Below are 13,866 nucleotides of genomic sequence, written 5' to 3'. Positions count from 1 at the left end.
TGCCGCGAAATTGCAGCATCCAGCGAGAAGCGATGTCAAGACAGGGGACTTTCCGGCCACGTCATATTCCCGGAACCAAGCGGCGCGCACACTCCATGGTTCAGGAGGCGCCGGCGGCACCGGAGGTGCCCCTTCCACCTGCAGCACGTCCGTGAGGAACGCACCCGGCAGCGGAGGGTACAGCGGACCACTGACCGGCACAGCGTGTTCCAGCAACCGGTCCATGGCCGCCTCCAGCACACTGTGGGCAGTGGGCCGGTCCTCCGGAGCGTAGGACAAGGCACTGACAACCAGTTCTCGCAGGCTCTCAGGCAAGCCTGAAAGATCAGGCTCGACGTCCAGCATCCGCTGTACCGGAAGATCGGCGTAGAACGGGGGGTGCCCAGTCGCCGCATGCACCAGCGTCGCGCCCAGGCTGTACACGTCCGCGGCCTCGCTCGCCTTGCGGGAGTCCATGGCCTGCTCCGGAGCCATGTACACGAGAGTGCCGACCGGTGAATCGCCGGAGGTGAGCCCGGTCGCACCTCCGACATGGCAGACGCCGAAGTCGATCACGCGAGTGCCCTGCGTGGTGACCAGCACGTTGCTGGGCTTCAGGTCGCGGTGTAGTAACCGGACGGAGTGGATGTGTATCAGTGCATCGGACAGACTCGCGGCCAGCCACCACGCCCCCAGCTCACTCACTGCGCCGTGCTGGTTCAGTAGTCCCTCAAGTGAGGGGGCGTGGACGTACTCGGTGGCGATCCAGGGCTGCTCCGCGTCAGGGTCGGCGTCCACGAGCGCTGCGGTGTGGAATCCACCGACACGCCGGATCGCCTCCAGTTCCTGAGCGAACCGCTGACGGAAGTACGGCTGGTCCGCCAGCGCCGGTTTGATGACCTTGATCGCCACCGGGCGGGGGCTGCGGTATCCGAGGTAGACGACGCCCATCGCACCCTGGCCGAGACGCTGGGTCAGCCGGAAGCCCGCGATCTCTCGGGGGTCCTTCTCCCGCAGCGGCTCGAACACCATCGCCCCCCGTTCCGCGACCGGCCAGTGAAGGCGAAATGCGCCGGACGCGATGCGTCACACGTCAACAACGCTGAGGCTATCAGTGGCACGAGCTGCATCTTGTGCCTCGCTGGATCTTCTCCATGACTCATATGACCAATCGGCCGGGTGGGTGCACGGGCTCCATCGGATGTCGATCCAGCTGAGCCAGACCCAGCAGGGCGGGAAGCTGAGGAAGGCGCCGATGACTCTGGCCCTCTCTCCTCTTCTCTTCGGGGAGCATCGAGCACGGTTGGATTATCGATGGCTCGTACGACACCCTCAGCGTTGCGCCCCTCGAACAGTGGCCGGTTTCTGCTATGCCTCCGCGCTGGGCACGCACAGCATCCCTGCCGCCGTCGACCCGTGGGCGGTCCTGCACAGGAGTATCCCCCTCTGCAGCAGTGTGGCGTGAGCTTGCTTGTCCTAAACGCCGAAGCGGCTGCCTCTGTCGCCGGTCTCCCACCAGAGCCCGACCGGTAGCCCGCTGCCCTGGCAACGGCTGGACGCGCCAGAGTGACGGTCATGCTGTCGGCCTGGAGACGCCCGCGGTCTCCCGACGGACTCAAGGGAGCCAGGTGGCGTCACCGGCTAGCTGATTGCGGTTGGTGGCCTCCTGCGCGATACGGCGGCCCGACATCAGTACGTCATGAGTTTCCTGTCTCTGGGTGGGTGCAAGCCAGGCCGCGAGGGTGTGGGCGCGTTCCTCGGAGAGCGGCTGGCCTGGGGTGGGAGTGTGGCTCAGGAGTAGGTCGTACAGCGCGGTGGCGGGTTCGACCGGGGGCAGCCCGATCTGGGTGGCCGTTACGGAGGCGCGGGCGGGGATGGACAGTCCTTCTGCGTCGAGGTCGCCGTAGTAGAGAATCCGCTGGATTCCTCGGATTTCTTTGGCGGTTTCGATGGAGGCTTCGAAGGCCCGTCCGGAGCCGAAGGCTACGGCTCTGGTGCGCCCGGGGTTCGGGGCGAGTAGGTCGCGGAGTGTTGCGTAGGTATCGCTGTTCTCGGCGACGAGGAGGGTGTCGCCGTCGCCGAGTTGTCGGAAGGCGAGTGGCGGTGGTTCGCGGTAGGTACCGAGCTGTTCCAGGGTGAGGCGGCCGGGGGCGAAGAGCGCACCGTAGATGAGCGCGTCGAGGCGCTTCTCGTCCTGGAAAATCTCGTATGAGCGTTCACGCAGGGAGATCGGCGCGCGAAGTTCCAGGCGGTTGCTGGTGTCGCGAAACCACCGGTTGATGAGAGCTACGACTTCGTGATGGGCGGTGGTGAGGCGCGCGGTGTGGGCCCAGTCGAGTTCGGGGCGGTAGGAGCGTCGTGTGGCGGCAGGGGCGGCCTTGGGCGGGGTGACTGCGGGCAGCCGGATGTGTTCGGGCAGGGCAGGGCGGCCGGCGTCCCATTTGCCTGCCTGGCCGTGGGGGAGGCGGAGGACGCCGGCATCGGAGAGTTCCTCGAGCAGGGTGGCCAGTGCGGTGCGGGAGTTGTCGCTGCGTGCGGCGCCGGGCAGGGCAGTGGTGAAGGCTTCCATCACGGTGGCGCGCGGCAGCGTGGCCCGCTCGGCGCGGGCGTGGAGAGCGGCGCTGAGGCGGGCAGCGCCAGGCGAGAGGTGGGGCGGCTGCTCGGGGGTGGGCGCTGTCATCAGTCCGTCTCTCCCTTGGCGTACAGGCGTGCGGAGCTGAGGTACCCGGTCGGTTCGGGGGCGTGGGCGTCCGGGGCGGTGCGCGGGCCAGGGATGAGGGCGTTGCGGGTTTGGTCGTCGAGACGGATCCGGGCGAGGCCGGTGCGGGCTTCGGCGTCGTTGCGCAGCTGGATGGTGGCGGGGAAGCGGGCGGTGACGGTTTCGTCGCTCAGGCCGGTGGTGTAGATGAGCTGGATTCCGAGGGCTGCGGCCATCTGCGTCTGGATGTCGACGAGGTAGGGGGCGTTGGCGCGGCCGATGGGGTTGTCCAGGAGGAGCAGTCCGCCGTGGCGGGTGCGGCTGCGGGGGCCGGGGGAAGTGCGCAGCGCGGCGAGCGCGCAGTACAGCAGGATCGCTCCGGTCAGTTCCTGGCCGCCGGAGAAGATCTTGCCCATCTTCTCTACCGGCACGCGGTCCACGCGTTGGGTGGCGTTGGGTTTCATGACCTCGGCGGTGAAGCGGGGAACGGCTGCGTGCAGGCAACGCATGACGACCTCGGTGCCTTTGAGCTTGCGGGTGCGCGGGTTGGCGGTGAGGGTGTCGATGGTTTCGCGCATCTGGGCGGCGAGCATGGCGGGGTCGGGCTTCTTGTAGCGGATGGTGAGGAAGCGCTGTCCGGCCCAGGGGGTGGGGCCGTCGGGGAAGACGGAGAAGCGGCTTGCCTGGTCGACCTGCTGGAGGAGTTCGGTGACGTAGCCGCTGAGCTGGGACGCGAGGGCCTCACGAGCTTTGGTCATGCCTTCGAGCTGGGTTGTCAGGGCTGCGGCAGCGCGGCGCAGTGCGGTGGTCCACTCACGGGCCGCTTCGGGGATGTATCGCCTGTCCAGAGCGGACATCTGAGTGCGCAAGGGGATGTCGAGTTGCTCGAAGGTGACGTCTGCGATCTGGTCCTTGAGGTTGGACACGCTCGCTTCGACCCGGCGCTCCGTGTCGGTGAGTTTGCGTTGGGCGCCTTCATAGCGGGCCATCGCCTGCTGCACGGCCGGCTCGGCCGCATCGGCGGTGCCTTGATAGGCGTCCGGTGCGGTATGGACGCCAAGGTGTTCGATCGTGGTGCCCAAGCGCGCCAAGACATTGCCGAAGGCATCGAGTTCACGGGTGTGCTGGCTCTGCTGCCTGCGGGCCGCGTTGTACTGCTCGTTGGTGCGGCGCTCGGCTTCTTTGGCCTGGGCCTGGGCGTCTTCGGCGCGTGCGGTCAGGTCGCGGGCCTCTTCGAGGGTGTGCGGGGTCCACCGCTCGGTGTCCTGGGCACTGAGGTTTCCAGCCGGGCCGGTGAGAGTGTGGTGTCGTTCTTTGAGTCGGCTCTCCTTGTCGCGTAGCCGCTGCAGCTGGTCTTGGAGACTGTTGATCTGCTGGGTCAGGCCGCGATCTACGGCGTCTCGGTGGACCTCATCCGCGGCGGCAGGGGTGCGGCTGTGCTTTTTGGCGAGGGGCTTGATCCGGTCGGGGACCTGCGCCCACTCTTCCTGGCAGGCGCGCAGGGTGTTTTCTGCGTCTGTGGCGCGCTGGCGCTGGTCTTCTCCGATGTCCACGCTGCGCAGGTCGTCCAGGGCCTGTTCGTAGCGGTACTGGAGTGCGGCGAGCGCTTCGGGGGGCGTGCCCTCGGCTTGTTGAGCCTGCTCTGCCTCGGGCGTCGCGGTGATCTTCTTGCGCGCCTGGGCATGACTCCGGGCCAGCTGGGTGGCGGCTTCCACGGCCCGGGTCATGCGCGTGATGTCGTCGTGGGCCGCCTCTTCTTTCTCGTCTAATGCTTCGAGTTCGCGTCGGCGCTGCTGGGCTTCTTCCTCCAGGACGGCGATCCGGTCGCGTGCCTGGCCGGCCTTGTTCTCGGCCTCTGCGAGCCGATGCAGGTCCTGGGCGGTGCCGGTGGCCTTGCGGTGGGCTGAGTCCTGCTCCTTGCAGGCCCCTTCGGCAGCGGCGACGGCGTCGTCGAGTTGTTCGGCACGGCTGCGCGCGGCGTCAAGGCTGACTTGGGCTGCCTCCGCCGCCTCTTGGAGCTCCTGGAGCTGTTCGAGCCGGACCGGTACGGGCACGGAGCCGGTTTCGTGCAGCCAGTTCGCGATCTTGTTGTCCAGATCGCGGGTGAGGGCGAGGCGTTCCTCAAGCTCCGCCAATGCCTGGGCGGAGGCCGCCAGGCGTGCTTCGACTCTGGCGCGTTCCACTGCGGCGGCCTGCTCGTCGTGCAGGGCCGGCGTCGGCTCGGGCACCATCCGGCCGCTCACGTCCGGTGCGGGCGTCAGCATCCGCTCTCCGGTCCCCACCGCGATGGCCGCAGCGGGCAGGGGACGGGTGCGCTCCAGATGACGCTGCGCCGCTTCCAGCGCCGGGGGGCCGCCGCTCACGATGATGCCGCCGACCAGGTCCGGGTGGGCGGCGATGACGCTGTGGTGGTCGTCTGCGGGGACGTTGTCACGCAGCCACTGCCAGCCCGGGACGGCGTCGGTGCCGTGGGCCGTGAGCTCGGCGCACAGGGAGCGGACCTCTTTGGTGGCGGGCAGGAGGCCGTCACTGATGTCCAGGGCGGCGAGCAGTTCTTCATCCGCGCTGTGCTCGTGCTGGGTCCGCCGCAGTGTCCTGTCCAGAGCGGTGCTCCGGCGCTCGGCCAGGTTCTGCAGTGCGGTGCAGTGGTCGGCGAGCCAGGCCAGGGCATCGCCGTCTTGGAGGTGCTCGGGGCTGAGCTCGAGTAGTTCCGCGGTCAGCGCGTGGCGGCGTACGGTCTCGGCGCGGTCGCGCAGCCGGGTGATGGCTGCTTCGGCTTCCTTGGCCGCTCGGCGGTCGTCGAGAGCCTGCTGCTGGACGTCGGGCAGCCGCTGGTATGCCTGGGTGCGGCGGGTGCGGGCAAGGTCCTGTTCCTGCTCCGCTTCCTCAAGCAGGCGGCCGTGGTGATCTGCTTCGGCGTCCATCCGTGCCGAGGCGTCCGCGGCGCTCTCGTCGGTCTTCACCTGCTCCTGCTCACGGGCGGTGTGCAGCTGCTGCTCGAAGTCCTGCACCTGGCGGCGGAGCAGGCGCTGTTCTCCCTCAGCCGTGCCGGCGTGCGTGTGGAGCGAGTTGCTGCGCTCACGCCACTGCTGGATGCTGCCGCGAGTCTCGACGATCTTCTTGTTCACATCGTCGGCCTCGGTGCGTGCCTGCGACTCGGCTGCCGCGTAGCGCGCCCGCAGTGCTGCCGCGGCTGTGTCACGTGCCTGTACATACGGGGCAGCGGCCTGTTCGGCCTGCGAGAGGGCCTGCTGCATACGGCTGTGGTGATCCTGGGCTGCCGCGTGACGGAGGGCGACGGGGACGCTGCGCCAGCCCGCCAGGCTGTCCTGCAGCTCCTGGGTTTCCCCGGCCACTCTTTTCTGTTCCGCGGCTGCTTCGCGCAGCTCGATACCGCAAGAAGCCCATCGCACATGCGCCACTCGCACATTGGCGACGTCCAGGTCCTGCTTGGCTGCTTCATGGTCGCGGTATGCGGTGTTGACCGTGCCGGTGGTTGTCTGCGCGGCGGCAATGAGGATCTGATGCCGGCGCATCAGCCCTGACGCGAGGGTGACCAGGCCGGATTTGGCCTGGGCGGTCTCCCGCTGCTGGTCGGTGTGCTCCTGGTGCCGGTCGGCGACCTGGGAGCAGATCTGCTCCATGGCCAGGGCGAACTGCCGCTCCTTGCCCAGCTTCTCGCGCTGGTCGTGCGCGCTCGCATAGGTCGCGAAGGCGTCGCCGAGTTTTGCGTACTTGTCGTCATCGTTGGCCTTCTCCAGCAGCCACTGGACGAACGCTCCGGCGCTGGAGGTGGTGAACGCTTCGGCCGCGCCGCTCTCGGTGGCGTTCATCTTGCGCTGGACATCGAAGAGGCCGGGCTCAAGTCCCAGGCTGTCTTGGTGCTTTTCCCACTTCTCCTGCACCTCCAGGATCTGCAGTTCCAACGCTTCTACCGTGCTCTGCAGTTCGCGCAGCTCGGTGCAGTAGTGGTCGAAGGGCAGCCAGTGCCCCTCGCGGTGGAAGGGAAGGTCGTCGGCGCTCAGGGCAGCGCTCGGGTGGAAGCTGTAGAAGCGGCGCTTTATGCCGTCGCCCTCGGGAGCGAGGACTTGCGCGGTGACCAGGAGCCTGCCGGTGCGGGCATCGGCCCATTCCAGGACAATGTGGGAGGGCTGGGCCAGGGAGACCACAAAGTTCCGCAGCACCTCCAGGTCCTGGTGGCGGCGCGGGATCGTGGTGCAGGTGATGCCGGTCAGCAGCACGCCTTTGCCGCCGCCGTTTTGGAGCATGACCAGGCTGGCCGGTGAGGGCCGCTGCGTGACGTGTCCGGCCACCGGCACCAGGGAGGCCGCCTGTACCGGTGCGCCCACTGCGGAGAAGTCCAGGTCCACGTTCTCGTAGCGGGCATCGCGCGGCCCGAAATTGCGCAGCAGGATGCGGTTCAACTCGTACATGAAGAGGGGTCCTTGCGTCGCGGAGGCGTCAGAGGTCAGAGGGGAGGGGCGGAGTCCGGCAGCATGCCGGTGTCTGCACTGTCGGTGTGTTCCGCAGCGCCGGGCGGGGGCGTCGCGTCGTCGTGCGCCAGGGCCGCGACTCCCAGGGCGGCCAGTTCCTGGAGCATGTCCTGGGCTGCCTGGTCACGGATGTGCAGCCGGTACTGGACGTTGGTGGCGTACGTGCCGCCGCCTTCCTCACTGGTCCCCCGGACGAACCCGCGCTGCTCGAGGTGTGTGAACGCCTTCTTGACCAGCGCGTAGGTTGCCGAGAGCGGTGTTCTGTCCTTGTCCGTTCGGCCGGTGGGGTTGCGGCGCAGATAGGTCCGCCACAGTCCCTCCAACCCGGGGCTGCCCGCCGGTGGGTCGGTGTCCTCGCCGGCGGCTGCGGCCCGGCGTTCCAGGACGGCTGCATAGGCCCGGACGTCCTCGTCGACTTTATGCACCGAGATGCGGGCGACGTGCTCGTCGTCGTCCATGTCCTCAGGACGGGGGAAGGCCCGCGAGGCGATGGCCAGGTGGGCGAGCAGATAGAGCGGCCTGTGCTCCGTCTGCGGCACGAGGTCGGCGACGGAGACGGCGAAGTCCGTCTCGGGTGTGGTTGCCAGGATCAGACCGGCCTGCGGGTGCGCTTCCTGGGCGGTCAGGCCAAAGCCCTGTGCGACCTTCCGCACCAGCTGGGCGAAGTCCGGCTCCGCGTCGAATCGCCGTACGAGCCGGGCGTACTCGCCGGAGCGGGCCGGGGACTTGCCGCGGGTCATGGCCAAGGCCACCATCCGGGCAGCCGCGGCAACGTCGTCGTACTGCGTCATGCACTCGGCTCCAGATCTTCGCTCGTGCTCCGGGCGCCAGACCCTGGCGCGTCAGGCGGCTGCGTGCCAGGGCCCGCATCAACGCCGTCGCCCACCGGCTCACCCTTGGCTGGCGTCAGCAAGAAGTCGCTGCCACCGAAGGCCAGATCGTCCAGAGAGGTCCCGTCATCAACAGCGATGACGGCTTCCTCCCCGCGCAGCAGCTCGGCGACGGGGACATGCCTAAACCGGTGCGCCGTCTTCATGGCCAGCAAATGGTCGGTGTTATCGTCAGGCCCTCTGTCCTCTCCCCACTGGCGGGCGTGTTCAAGTAACTGCGACAGCCTGATGCCCTGCCCGGGGATGGACGCAAGCAGTCTGTCCACCTCGGCGTGCTGCGTCTCATCGAACCGTGGCAGATCGGGCACCTCTTCCCAGTCCTCCAGGGCGTGTACCTCGACCAGCTCGACATCGTCCTGCTCCGGCACACGCATCAGGGCCTCGAAGTAGTCCGGCAGGTACATCACCCGCGGCCGGACCGGGCCGAGCACCCCGCGCACGAACGCCTCCAACGGCCGCTGGCTGTCCTCGATGCTCAGCTCCAGCGCCGGCTCCAGGAGCTGGCTGCGCAAGTGCACCCGCGCATGGACCACGGGAGCCACGAAGATCTGCCGGTCCTGCTGGTGCCGGAACTCAGGCACCACCTTGAGCAGCATGTCGATCAGCATCGAGTGCCGCTGCAGGCAGTCCCCGATCAGCGCATCCAGCGACTCCAGCTGCTGCCGCTTGTGTTCCTCCTCGGTGACCTCGAGTAGCTGGGCCACCTGCTGCTTCATCTGACTCTCCACCCGGGACCTGTCCTGGACATGGTCCTGGGCTTCTTTCAGGGGTCCCTCAAGGTCCGCTTCCCAGTCGATGGTGCGCACGTTCCGCTTCATCTCCTCCATGCGGTCGAGCAGTTCCTTGGCATACCGCAGGCTCTGCAGATGGGCGGTGCGGGCGGCCTGCCACGCCTCGCTGATCCGAGCGCGCTTGAGCAGTGCTTCCAGCTTGGCCTCCGCCGCGATCTGCTCGGAAGCGATGTCCACGTCGACCGCGTGGACGAGCACCGTGATAGCCGCATCAGTAACTGTCAGCGCCGCTTGCCCGGCCTCGTCCGGCACGTCCTTGAGGATCTGGAACGGGAAGTCCTTGACCACGAAGCCGTCGGCCGTCACGCTGCCGATGTCGTGCGAGAAACACCGGTCATGCTTCTCGGTATTGATCAGCCGCTCCACCACCCAGCGGGCGACCTCCCGGTACTCGCCTCCGGGCCGGCCGGGCATCTGGAGCGCGGCAGACTCAGCCGCCTCCTCCACGACAATTTCCTGTCGCACTGCCGACCGTGTCCCTATCCGCAGCGTCACGCAGTCAATGGCTGTCAGTGCGACTTCGGCCAGTCGGTAGCCCTCCCAGCCCCGTTCCCGCTTCACCGGACTGTCGTCAAGCGCCAGCAGCGGCCGTACCACCGCCAGCGCTTTCATCCGCGACGTAATGCTCTCGTACGCCGCAGACGAGTCGCCAAAGAACACCGGGCATCCTCCCAACACTGCTCATCCGACAGGGAATTCACGCTAGAGCACGGCACTGACAATGCATCAGGAAACGAACACACGGGCGATTTCTGGCGGTCGGTTGCATCCACCGGCCTTGTTTCCGGTGGACGGCATCTGCGGCACCTCGACGCTCTCTCGCCTTGGGCCCTGTGCGTACGTGCAGGGCGCCACCGTTGTCCGGTAGCAACTCGCAGCGATGTCTTTGGCATGGGCGTCTTCCGGCTCAGCGCATAACCTCCGTGACGAGGCGTACACCGGTCTGTGGGTGAACACGTCCAAGCCAGCCTCCCGGGAGTCGGTGGGGCCTGACCTGCCCCTCTTCCACCCCAAGCCGGCACCCGGGACTGAAGAGAAGTCCGCGCTTTCCCACCGCCAGATGGCCAGCGCGGACGACATGCAACGATCCGCAGAAGCCCCGGTTTCGCTAAGCGGGGATCACCTGCTATCTATCGCGCTGCGCAGTGCCGCTGTGACCGAATGAGCGCGCTGACCGTTCGGCGGCAACTACGCCCTCGCCGCTGAGCCCGTCCGCAGGCTCTGTGATGGGGGCGCTGGCACTCTCCTCAGCGCCAGATGGCTGGCGGCAGGTCCGGGTGATGCTGCATCTGCTGCCCGCATATCTCTGTCCGTCGACAGCGAACCCAGTCCGCGGCCGTTCTTGACATCCAATCCAGTCGTCGCAGGTCACGGTGCTCGCAGCAAGGCCAACGCCGAGTAGGGCTGCCTTGACACCGAAGTTAGTCCGCGCAGGTCAACGCCTCGCGTCCGACTGGCTTCGCTGTCAACGGACAATCTCGCTCACAGCAGACGAGAAAGAGCCCCAAGGGACTGGAACCTTGCCCGGGACCATGTCAACGTACAACGTCCCGTAAAAAGACCAGGTCAGTGCAGGGATGCTGGCCTCCGGGGCGTCCGGCAGCAGGCTGGTCGCCCCGGCAGCCCGTACCCGCGTCCAACTCGGTCTTGCCGCCGAGGCCCGCCCCAAGGAGGCCCACCTGTCGAATCCCGCTCTCCGATCCGCCCGCTTCACTGCCCCCATCCTCTTGGCGCTCGGCGCCCTGAACGCGGGGACCGCACAGCAGCGTCACGATTACGGCGCCTTCTCCACGGCACTGTGCCTCTGCGTCTGTGCGGCCGGGCTGTTCGGCGAGGACCTGGTGCAACCCGGCTACCGCCGTGATCGAGTGGTCCTCGCGCACATCGCGACGCACCCCGGAGCCGCAACCCGGCAAGTTGCCCGAGCCGTTGGTGCTTCCGAACGCGTCGTGGCCCGCAACCTCGACCGGCTCACTGACGATGGGCTCCTGGTGCTCGTCATGGGCGGCGAGCCCCCCGTCTCCGGACGTACCCGGCTGGCTTCCTGAGCTTCGTCCGCCTGGAGCAGCCCGTGAACCTCCCTATGCGGGCGCGCAACATAGCCGACGATCGCCGGTTAGCCAAACCGGCGATCGTCCGGAGTATTGATGTCGTTCGCACCGGCTGCTTGGCGGTGGACCTGGAGCGGACAGCTCCTTCGCGGTGCCCAGGCGTCGTCTAGCGCCTGTTCAGTGCGTAGGACCAGATCCCGGAAACCAAGAAGGGTACGAAACGCACCCAACGGCCAGCCACCTCACCACAGGCTGCCCCGGATTCTGCACCACTCGTAAGGAATCTCATGCGCCCTTTCGCGATACCTCCTGCCCAAAAACTGAGCTGCGAGCGCCCGCCGCAGTGCTTGTTCGTGCTTGATGGCGTACCGGCTGTTGCACGGCGGCGCTTCGCTCTTTGGCGGTTCCGCACGGGAGACGCTGAGTGAGGAAGGGCGATAAGGGCGACGAATTGATGACCGTCCCTGAGGTGCTGGCAGAGCTGAAGGGCACATCCCGCCGAACCTTCTACCGGTGGCGCGAAATGGGCACCGGACCTGCGGTATTGAAACTGCCGAACGGTGAGCTGCGTGTCTGGCGGAGCGTATTTATGGATTGGCTACATGAGAGAGAGGAAGCCGCAGCTTGAAGACGACCGACGTTCGGATATGGGACGTCAGGGTAAAGCAGCGCCAGGGCAAGGACACCTATGAGGTGCGCTGGGTCGTGGCAGGGCGTGAGGTATCTCGCTCGCGTCGCACTAAGGGGCTTGCCGACAAGCTGCGCGCGCAGCTCCTCATGGCCCAGGAGAATGGGGAGCAGTTCGATACGGAGACGGGCTTTCCTCCTTCGATGGAGGAAAAGGCGCCCGCCCTCACCTGGTACGCCTTCGCCTTGAAGTATCTGAAGGTGAAGTGGCCGCATGCAGCGCCGAACTATCGGGACGAGATCAACGAGGCGCTGACGGGTGTCACAAAGGCGCTCATGCCGAAGCGGCCCGGCCGGCCGACGGATACAGCAATGCAGCGCGCGCTTCGGGATTGGGTATTTGTTCTTCCCGGTCCGGAAGATCGCGAAATCCCGCCGGAGGTCAGAGCCGTGGTCAACTGGGTGGCCAGAAATTCGCCGCCGCTTGCCGATCTGGCCAAGCCCGCAGTTATGCGAGGAGTGCTGGAAGCGCTCAAGCTGAAACTCGATGGAGAAGCGGCGTCGAGTGAAACTTTCAAGCGCAAGCGTAAGGTCCTCGTCAACGCACTCAACTACGCCACGGAGCTGCGCGAGCTCGACGAGAATCCCGTCAACTCGGTTTCCATGCAGAAGCCGTCAAGAATCGTTGCCGTTGACCCGCGTGTCGTGGCGAACCCGAAGCAGGCCGGCAACCTGATCGGCGCTGTCTCGTACGTGGGCGGCTACCACCGAGCCAGGGGCAGGCGACTGGTGGGCATGTTCGCCGGCATGTACTACGCCGGGATGCGCCCGGCGGAGACCGTCGGCGTCGCGGTCCAGGACTGCCACCTCCCCGAGGAGGGCTGGGGGCTGGCGAACCTCCATCGGACCAGACCGACGGCAGGGAAGAAGTGGACCAAGACGGGCGAGGTCCACGACGACCGCGGGCTGAAGAACCGCGATCCCGAGGAGGTGCGTCCGACGCCTCTGCCGCCGGCCCTCGTGGCCATCTGGCGCGACAGCATCGACACGTTCGGCACGGCAGATGACGGCCGACTCTTCTTCAACGAGCGAGGCGGACTGGTCGGCTCCTCGACCTACTCGCGCGTGTGGGCCGAGGCCCGAGAGCTTGGCCTGCCACCGGAACTCGTCGCGAGTCCACTCGCGGACCGTCCGTACGACCTGCGCCACTCGGCGCTGTCCACCTGGCTGAACGCCGGAGTCGATCCGACGGAGGTCGCAGAGCGAGCCGGAAACACGGTGGAGGTGCTGCTGGCTCGGTATGCGAAGTGCCTCCATGGGAGGCATGTGGTGGCCAACAAACGAATCGAGGATCTGTTGCTCGAATATGAGTGACGATGATCACACTGAACGCCCCGGGGGTGAACCCTCGGGGCGTTTGTTATGTGGCCGATCGGGCGTTTGGTTGCCCAATGTCCGATCCCGCGTATGTCCCGCAGCGTGCGTCCTACGGCTGCTTTCGCTGGCCCTCGGCTGCATATGGCTGCAGTTACTTCTTTTTGGCATCTGCGCTGGTCAGGTGGCGTTTTAACCCTCTGACCTGCAGTGCCCCCGGCAGGATTCGAACCTGCGCACACGGCTCCGGAGGCCGTTGCTCTATCCCCTGAGCTACGGGGGCGTGTCTTGCGCGTTGCGCGGCGACGAGTAGAACCCTACCAGCTCGTTCGGGGTGATCAGGAACGGGTTTCGAGGGTCGCGTCGCCCGCAGCCGGCGCCCGATCGCGGCGGTGGAAGTGGGGAAAAGCCGGACGCGGTGGCCGGTCTCGACCTACTCTCGAGTTGTGCCAGGCGTGTCCGGCCGGGTGCTTGTTGTGGACGACAACAAGGTCATCCGGCAGCTGATCAGGGTCAACCTCGAGCTGGAGGGTTTCGAGGTCGTGACCGCGGCTGATGGTGCCGAGTGTCTGGATGTCATTCATCAGGTGTGCCCCGATGTCGTCACCCTCGACGTCGCGATGCCTCGGCTCGACGGTCTCGGCACCGCCGCTCGCCTGCGCGCCGACCCCCGTACCCGCGACCTCCCCCTCGCGATCATCAGCGCCTGTACGGAGTACGAGGTCGAGGCCGGCCTCGATGTCGGGGTGGATGCTTTCCTCGCCAAGCCCTTCGATCCCGCCGAACTCATCAGGCTCGTAAGGGAGTTGGCCGAGCGGGTGCGGGGTGACGCCCCCTTCGAGAGTGCTCTCGGGCCGCCGCTCGGGACTCTCGGCGCCCCCAGTGAGGGCGAGCGCGCCGGCCGAGTCGCCGGTAACTGAGCGGCGAGGTTCCGCCGGACGGGCCGCCGACCTGTTCCCCTCT

General features: G+C 67.1%; 9 protein-coding genes and 1 tRNA gene. 4 read left to right on the top strand and 6 right to left on the bottom strand.

Going from position 1 to position 13,866, the window contains the following annotated elements; translation table 11 throughout:
• The 5 genes from ABZ855_RS44845 to ABZ855_RS44825 all read right to left on the bottom strand — a co-directional run.
• Positions 1–1,011: serine/threonine-protein kinase (locus ABZ855_RS44845; RefSeq protein ID WP_360818650.1), on the bottom strand; the 1,011-nt coding region annotated here is incomplete at its 3' end.
• Between the two features lie 583 nt (positions 1,012–1,594).
• Positions 1,595–2,659 (bottom strand): Wadjet anti-phage system protein JetD domain-containing protein, encoded by a 1,065-nt coding sequence (locus tag ABZ855_RS44840; protein ID WP_360818647.1) that lies wholly within the window; start codon positions 2,657–2,659, stop codon positions 1,595–1,597.
• Positions 2,659–7,110, bottom strand: a complete 4,452-nt coding sequence (locus ABZ855_RS44835) for a hypothetical protein (RefSeq protein WP_360818644.1) — start codon at positions 7,108–7,110, stop codon at positions 2,659–2,661. The genes ABZ855_RS44840 and ABZ855_RS44835 overlap by 1 nt, the downstream gene beginning before the upstream one ends.
• A 35-nt stretch (positions 7,111–7,145) precedes the next feature.
• Positions 7,146–7,961, bottom strand: a complete 816-nt coding sequence (locus tag ABZ855_RS44830) for a hypothetical protein (protein ID WP_360818641.1) — start codon at positions 7,959–7,961, stop codon at positions 7,146–7,148.
• On the bottom strand, positions 7,958–9,511 hold the full coding sequence (locus ABZ855_RS44825; RefSeq protein ID WP_360818638.1) for a hypothetical protein: 1,554 nt from the start codon (positions 9,509–9,511) through the stop codon (positions 7,958–7,960). Before ABZ855_RS44825 ends, ABZ855_RS44830 begins: the two co-directional genes overlap by 4 nt.
• A 917-nt stretch (positions 9,512–10,428) precedes the next feature.
• Between ABZ855_RS44825 and ABZ855_RS44820 the strand changes: the two genes are divergently transcribed.
• The 3 genes from ABZ855_RS44820 (at position 10,429) to ABZ855_RS44810 (ending at position 12,903) form a co-directional block, all read left to right on the top strand.
• On the top strand, positions 10,429–10,899 hold the full coding sequence (locus ABZ855_RS44820; RefSeq protein WP_360818635.1) for a winged helix-turn-helix transcriptional regulator: 471 nt from the start codon (positions 10,429–10,431) through the stop codon (positions 10,897–10,899).
• A gap of 457 nt (positions 10,900–11,356) precedes the next feature.
• The gene (locus tag ABZ855_RS44815) at positions 11,357–11,530 is read left to right on the top strand and encodes an excisionase (RefSeq protein WP_334648894.1); all 174 of its coding nucleotides are present in this window, start codon (positions 11,357–11,359) and stop codon (positions 11,528–11,530) included.
• Positions 11,527–12,903, top strand: coding sequence for a site-specific integrase (locus tag ABZ855_RS44810; protein ID WP_360818632.1), 1,377 nt, complete (start codon positions 11,527–11,529; stop codon positions 12,901–12,903). Before ABZ855_RS44815 ends, ABZ855_RS44810 begins: the two co-directional genes overlap by 4 nt.
• A 211-nt stretch (positions 12,904–13,114) precedes the next feature.
• Here the strand turns inward: ABZ855_RS44810 and ABZ855_RS44805 are convergent.
• A tRNA-Arg gene (locus tag ABZ855_RS44805) sits at positions 13,115–13,186 on the bottom strand.
• A 163-nt stretch (positions 13,187–13,349) separates the two neighbouring features.
• Between ABZ855_RS44805 and ABZ855_RS44800 the strand changes: the two genes are divergently transcribed.
• Positions 13,350–13,823, top strand: a complete 474-nt coding sequence (locus tag ABZ855_RS44800; RefSeq protein ID WP_360818629.1) for a response regulator — start codon at positions 13,350–13,352, stop codon at positions 13,821–13,823.
• Positions 13,824–13,866 lie beyond the last annotated feature (43 nt).

This window comes from Streptomyces sp. NPDC047042 (genome assembly GCF_040644035.1).
Taxonomy (GTDB): Bacteria; Actinomycetota; Actinomycetes; order Streptomycetales; family Streptomycetaceae; genus Streptomyces.
This window is presented reverse-complemented; position numbering and strand designations above follow the sequence as displayed.